General features: G+C 43.1%; 6 protein-coding genes and 1 rRNA gene. All 7 read right to left on the bottom strand.

Annotated features, from left to right (window positions below):
• A 16S ribosomal RNA gene (locus tag R7Q47_RS17550) occupies nucleotides 1–67 on the bottom strand; the annotation flags it as partial.
• 533 nt (nucleotides 68–600) lie between these two features.
• Nucleotides 601–1,854 (bottom strand): HD-GYP domain-containing protein, encoded by a 1,254-nt coding sequence (locus R7Q47_RS17545; protein WP_005381029.1) that lies wholly within the window; start codon nucleotides 1,852–1,854, stop codon nucleotides 601–603.
• Nucleotides 1,855–1,984: 130 nt separating this feature from the next.
• Nucleotides 1,985–2,983 carry a LacI family DNA-binding transcriptional regulator gene (locus R7Q47_RS17540; RefSeq protein WP_005381031.1) on the bottom strand — a complete coding sequence of 333 codons (999 nt, stop codon included), beginning with the start codon at nucleotides 2,981–2,983 and terminating at the stop codon, nucleotides 1,985–1,987.
• 104 nt (nucleotides 2,984–3,087) lie between these two features.
• A complete protein-coding gene (gene chbG / locus R7Q47_RS17535; RefSeq protein ID WP_248487009.1) occupies nucleotides 3,088–3,843 on the bottom strand; it encodes a chitin disaccharide deacetylase in 756 nt (251 codons plus the stop codon).
• Nucleotides 3,844–3,861: 18 nt separating this feature from the next.
• Nucleotides 3,862–5,184 (bottom strand): 6-phospho-beta-glucosidase, encoded by a 1,323-nt coding sequence (locus R7Q47_RS17530; protein ID WP_151514325.1) that lies wholly within the window; start codon nucleotides 5,182–5,184, stop codon nucleotides 3,862–3,864.
• Nucleotides 5,185–5,196: 12 nt separating this feature from the next.
• Complete coding sequence (locus R7Q47_RS17525; protein WP_031777269.1) at nucleotides 5,197–5,508, bottom strand: PTS lactose/cellobiose transporter subunit IIA; 312 nt, start codon at nucleotides 5,506–5,508, stop codon at nucleotides 5,197–5,199.
• 51 nt (nucleotides 5,509–5,559) lie between these two features.
• Nucleotides 5,560–6,894 carry a PTS sugar transporter subunit IIC gene (locus tag R7Q47_RS17520; protein ID WP_005381064.1) on the bottom strand — a complete coding sequence of 445 codons (1,335 nt, stop codon included), beginning with the start codon at nucleotides 6,892–6,894 and terminating at the stop codon, nucleotides 5,560–5,562.
• Nucleotides 6,895–6,924: the final 30 nt, after the last annotated feature.

Here is a 6,924-nt window from a genome sequence, read left to right as displayed (position 1 = left end):
GCTCGACTTGCATGTGTTAGGCCTGCCGCCAGCGTTCAATCTGAGCCATGATCAAACTCTTCAATTTAAGATTTTGTCGGCTCAATGAATACTGAACATTACATAAAGTAATGTTTGAATTGACTGTGCTCTTATTGGTTTTTACTTTTGAAAAAGTAAAACAAAACAGCTCAAGGCTGCTTCCCAATTCGAATGGTCACTTCGTTTCATTGAAACCTAATTTGATACCGAGGTATCGAATTGGATTATCATCAACGAGTGCCCACACAGATTGATAGGTCTATATTGTTAAAGAGCTTGCTTTGCGAGAAGTTTTTCTCTCAAAGCGGAGGTGCATTCTAGCGATTTAGTTGTTAGTGTCAAACACTTTTTTAAACTAATTTTTTGTAGAAGCTTTTTACCTCTTCGACCCTGCTGAAGCCTTGTGACGTCTGCCGTGTCGATGGATGCGCATTATAGGGAGAAGATTTTCTTTGGCAATACTAAAAATGCATTTTTTCTAAAAAAACATGCCAAATGGATACTTTCCATCCAACCCCAAAATTACCCAGAAATAACACTCAGGATTTATACAATTTACCCACAAAAAGCTGTGGATAACTACTCATCGCTATCAAAGAAATAAGAAATACGCGAACGCGGATTTAGATACTCTTTTACTTTATCCGGTAATTTTGACGGATGAATCGCGTTAACTATCTTTATATCTTTTGACGCAAGATCAATGATTGGCGCTTGCGTCCTTGGTACTGATGGATCGTAAACCAAGACATTCGGGAATAATAAATGCGATGCATTCACTGAGATAACCAGGCCGACCATATTATTAGAAAGCTGAACTACGGTACCCGGAGGAAATACGCCCATAAACTTAATTAGGATGTTCAGGTTCTCTTCTTTATATAGGTGTTTACAGTTCTTATATAAATGAGAGAGTGCGGTATAAGGAATCTTTTGGTCTGAGACTATCGGGGTATGACACAAGTTATCAAACGCATTGGCTACAGCAATAATTTGAGCAAACTCGTTGATCTCATCTCCTTTCAGGCCTTTAGGATAACCAGACCCATCTCTTAGCTCATGGTGCTGCGCGATCACAATTCTCGCGACTTCGGGAAAAGCCTCGATTTGACTCGCAAGATCGACGCCATATTTAGTGTGCAACTTTAAGTAGTTGGTTTCTGGCTCTGTTAGAGGTAGTTGCTTTCTTAATATTGCAGTCGGGATTTTTATTTTCCCGATATCATGGAATAGTGCGGAGAAGGAAAGCTCTTTCAACTGTGCAGCTGAGTACCCTTTAGCACGGCCAATCATCATCGAGATAACAGCCACGTTCAATGAGTGGAAATAAATATCTTCAAACTCATTTTTTCCGTTCATCAGATGTAACGTAACATTATCATCGCACATTAACTTCTCGACGATATCTTCAATAAGAAGCTTTGCTTCATCAACTGCTGCTGTCGGACGGTTACGGATTTTAGTCATGACTGAACGCATACGTGCCAGAGAGCGCTCAAACTCTTTTTCACACTGAATCACGCGTCGACGGTATGCACTTAACTTCTCTATGCGGTTCTGTTTTTCTTGCCACATTTTTTGAGTTTCATGATCTAACGACGCTTCATTTGTTACTCTGTCAGCTTGTCTTTGATCAACAGGGAGTGGAACGGCATCGCTTTGCTCTGGATTAAAGTAAACGAACTTTACGCCGAGGTGGCGGATCATCTCGACTTGCTCTTGGTCTTTAATCTTAAAGCTATTGAGTAGAAAGGGGTGATCGTTCCACTTTAGCGGAAGACGGATATGTAGTCCGGGTTGAATACGATCGACCGTTAGTTTAATGGCTGCCACTTATTCACTACTGATTTATATTTCTTAAGAGAGTTAGAATACTAGTAAATTTTGTGAATAAATTCATCAGTAACTATCAAAACATCAAACCGTTATTTCTAAGCGACTCACTTAATTAGATAGAAGTAAGCTACTTTAAGGAGCGATCTGCTTTGCGTATTTTAAGCTTGGCCTCGAACACTGGCTTGTCTATTACTTCTTGATCTTTGACTAGTCCCATTAACGTTTGTACCGCTACACGGGCCATGTCACTGATAGGAAAGTGCACTGCTGATACTGTAGGGTAAAGACTTTCACAAAGATCAACACTGTCAAAGCTAGTTAATGAGATTTGCTCTGGTACAGAAATACTGTGCTCGTGTAAGTACTGCATTGCGCCAACCGTCATTTCTTCACTGCACGAAAAGACAGCCGTCACATCAGGGTGTCGTTGTAAAATTGCAGCCATTGCATCATAACCACTTTGCCGGCCATAATTCCCTTCTTCACACCAGCTTTCATCAATATCTATACCAGCATCCTTCATTGCATCAATATACCCAAGCTTTCTCAATACACTGTTATGACGTTGGGATGGACCGGCAATACAAGCAATCTTTCGATGACCACCAGCTAAAAGGTGCTCAACGGCAATACGGCTTGCATGATGATGGTTAAAGGTAACACAACGCTCTTCTATTCCTTCCACGTAGCGATCCAGAAGAACGAAAGGTGTTGGCTGTTTAGCTAATTCACGTAAGTCATCATCTGACAAATAACGACTATGAAGTACATAGCCGTCACAACGTAAATCATTAAAACGCTGAATTGCCTCTTTTTCACCTTGTGCAGAATGATGGCCTTGAGCTGTAATCAAAAACTTCTTATGAATATCCAGCTCGGTCTGAACCTGCTCCATCATCTCGCCAAAGAAGCCCCCCGTATAGTAAGTCACCAATAACCCAACCATATTACTGGATGAGGTTGCGAGTGAACGAGCAATTGCACTAGGACGATAATTCAATTGCGCCATAGCTTGCTCTACTTTTTTTCGAGTTTCCTCGCGAAATTTCCCCTCTCCATTAATAATTCGAGAAACGGTAGAGCGATTTACACCGGCGAGTTCGGCTACATCTTTAATCCTTGCCATAATGCTATTGGGTCCAACTGCAATTGTTATTAAATATTCGTTTGTGTAGAACGGCTGCCAGCAATTCGTAAGGTGCTATAGGGGGCGAAGCTGGCAGCCTTTAATCATACACCGACTATTTGATTGGTAGAAACAAGCTCAGAGTAATCCGTGACAGTTATGCCATGATGAGCTAACTGTTCTTTTAAAATGGGAGAGGTAAGAACTTGTAACTCTAGCTCTCGCTGAAGCGCATAGCCACTCTTTAAGATAAGCGCCTGATCGGCCTCTGCCGGGTGGCACATCACCTCAACCAAGTCATAGTCAGCTTTTAAGCTCAATAGATGTGCCATTAAGCCATCCAAGCTCACTTTTTGATCATAAAACTCATCAGTAAAGATATACCTGATTGTCATCGATTCTTGACACAAGCCAGTGCCCCGCAGTGGCACTCTGTATTCATTCGCTACTTCTTTAATAACGGGCAAAATTTGAGAGTGAGTATGCGCGTGATGATGGCTATCTAAGTGGCTTAGCTCTAACCCAAGCGATAAAAAATGTTCCACCTGAGCTTTTGCTTCATCATAAACGACCTGAGTTTCGAAGTCCTGCTTACTCCAAAGTTCGTCATAGTTAATAAAGTGCGCTCGGCCGTTGGTCAAGTTAGGATGCTTCGTTATAGGCACACCTGCTGTAAACCTAAGATGAACGCCAATTTTCAAGTCTGGATTATGGCGAGCTAGTTCTAAGGCATGTTGCTCAGCATCCATACCCACCATCATGGTGGTTGAATGAACCACACCTTGCTGGTGAGCTTTAACGATGCCGCTATTTACACCTCTCGTTAAACCAAAATCATCAGCATTAAAAATGACTTTCATCGGCGCCCTTCCTTAGTCTTACAACGTCGTTAGTTTAAATTGAGGTAAATACGGAGCGTTCACCGCTAGGATATCATCCAGGATTGACTTGGCGCGGCCAATGTCAGGCACCAATGGGTTATTGGTTAATGCCATAAGCGCCTTGTCATAATTACCTTCGACAGCAGCTTCTATTGTTAGCTGCTCATACGCTTTAACTTGATAGAGTAATCCTTTGATATTGTTTGACAACTCGCCAACCGCAAGAGGTTTCGCCCCCCAGCTACCAATCACCGCACTACATTCAATCACAGCATCGTCAGGTAGGCCGTTGATCGCTCCATTATTTAAAACGTTAACAACATGAATACTATTACGATTGTTATAAATTGAATCAACTAGGTTCAGTGATGCATCAGAATAATAAGCACCACCCCGCTCCTCTAACTCTTTCGGCTTATGATCGAGGGTAGGATCTTGATAGAGCTTAAATAGCGCATTTTCTGTTTCCATTACCTGCTCAGCACGAGTGCCTTTTTCATCGGCACTTTGTTTCTCTTCAGCAAGCATGGCATCAGTTTGGTAGAAGTAGCGATGATAAGGACATGGTATCGCCCCCAGTGCTTTTAGAAATGCAGGATCCCACGGCTCTTCCCAGATATTCTTCATACTGAAGTTGGCACCATCACCGACTTTCTCTAATACCGTTTGAGTAATATCTTCCCCATTGAGCCATGCTTTGTGTACCCACACGAGATGGTTTAACCCAGCAAACTCAAGTTGTAGCTCTTTTGGCTCGCACTCCATCATTTCTGCAATCATCATTTCCATTGAAACGGGCACATTGCATAAACCAATACTCTTTACTTTGGTGTACTTACTGACCGCTTCGGAAACTAAACCCGCTGGGTTGGTGAAATTGAGCATCCATGCGTTTGGAGCCAACTCTTCAATGTCTTTACAGATATCAAGAATGACCGGAATGGTTCGCAGTGCTTTAGCAAAACCACCAGGGCCCGTTGTTTCTTGGCCGATGACGTCGTACTTGATTGGGATTCGCTCATCGTTAGCGCGTGCAGCAAGGCCACCAACACGAAACTGCGTCATCACAAAATCCGCATCTTTTATCGCAGCACGGCGATCGAAACCGGCTTTTATCTCAATTTTTGCTCCGGCTTTATCGACCATTCGCTGAGCCAATCCTTTGATGATCTCAAGCTTCTCAGCTCCTGACTCAATGTCCACAAAATGGATTTTCTTAACGGGTAAATATTCTAAGCGCTTAATAACCCCTTCAACCAATTCCGGGGTATAGCTACTACCACCGCCAATAATGGCAAGTTTGATCGCCTCTCTAGACATTTTCATCCCCCTTTACTTGTTCGAGATTTTTTTGTTCAGTGCGACGATTTCTACAGCCATCTCTTGAGCCAAAATCGTAGTCATCAGGTGATCTTGAGCATGCACCATCACTAACGTCATCGGGACTTTCCCTTCTCCCTGATCTTCTTCAATAAGCTGAGTCTGTATTAAGTGGGCTTTATTAATGCACTCTCTTGCTTGAGAGAGCTTCTCGTCAGCCGCTTCAAAATCTTGTTCTCGAGATAAACGCAATGCCTCGTAGCTTAAACTTCTGGCTTCACCAGCATTGCAAATGATCTCCATCACAACCAATTCTTGTTCCATCATTTTCTCTCCGAAAATCGGGCCGCGGTAATTGCGGCCCATTAAGCACAGTTAAGCAGTAACGCCTTCGCCTGACGGCTGCGTGTCACCTTTAGTTTCCTTCGTCGTTGGTAGTTCTTGCTCCAACATTTGCTTCTCAAACATTTTGAAGAATGGGAAGTAGATGATTAGATCAAGAATCAATAAACCAATGACGAGCAATACTGGCGCAAAGGTCCAACCGCTACCCCACGAAGCACCTATCAGTGCCGGTGTTGTCCAAGGTGTTGTAGCGACCCCCATACCCACAAAGCCGACATGCACAGCAAAATACGCAATCGTAGCGTTGATGACTGGAGCGAAGACGAACGGGATAAACAAGGTCGGGTTCATCACAACTGGGCTACCGAAGATCACTGGTTCGTTGATTTGGAAAAAGCCAGGCACCGCACTCATTCGACCAATGCTCTTAAGGTGAACAGAACGGCTAAACGACATCAGCATAACAAGAGCAAGTGTTGCACCAGAGCCGCCAATAAAGATGTAAAAATCCCAGAACGGTTGAGTAAATACGTTTGGAATCGGTTCACCTGCAACAAAGGCTTCAATGTTGGCACCAATGTTGGTCAAAAAGATTGGAGAAAGCAGTCCAACAACAATTGCAGCACCATGAATACCCGCAAACCAAAGCAGCTGGCAAAGCAATAAAGCGCCAATAATGGCAGGCAATGAGTTAGACGCACTAATTAGCGGTTTAAAGATAGCCATAACAGCATCTGGAATCAGCATGTCGTACTGGGTTTGTACGAAAAGGCTAAGTGGATATAAGGTAATGAATATCGCTAAGACTGGTAGCAATACTTCAAATGATCGCGCAATCGCCGGTGGCACCTGCTCTGGCATGCGAATCGTAATATTGTGCTTTTTCATAAAACGGTAGAGCTCCACCGAGAAAAATGCACACATCACTGCGGTGAAGATCCCGGTTCCGCCCATGTGAGACATAGACAAAGCGCCATCTTTAGCTGGGGCCGCTATGAGTAAAAAAGACATTAGTGACAATACAGCACTCGTGATCCCATCCATCTTGTAAGCCTTCGCTAAACTATAAGCAACGCCCAGCGAAACAAAAATGGTCATGATCCCCATCGACATGTTGTAGGGCATCATTATGGTATCAAAATGTGTAGTGGCGAAATCGAGCCAAATTCGACCAAAAGTAAAGGTTGTATCTTCGGCAAATGGGGGGAATGCAAAAATCAAAATGAAACTACCAACAATAATAAACGGCATTGCGACAATAAAACCGTCTCTCATTGCGCGAACATGGGGCTGATTCCCCACTTTAGCTGCTATAGGGGCTATATGCTTTTCGACTGCGCCTATAATTGCGTCATAAAGCTTCATAGAATCCATCCTTATTTTAGGCAAAAGAAT

The organism is Vibrio sp. Vb0349 (assembly GCF_033338975.1).
The sequence above is the reverse complement of the archived record's forward strand: the minus strand, read 5'-3'. Positions and strand labels throughout refer to the sequence as shown.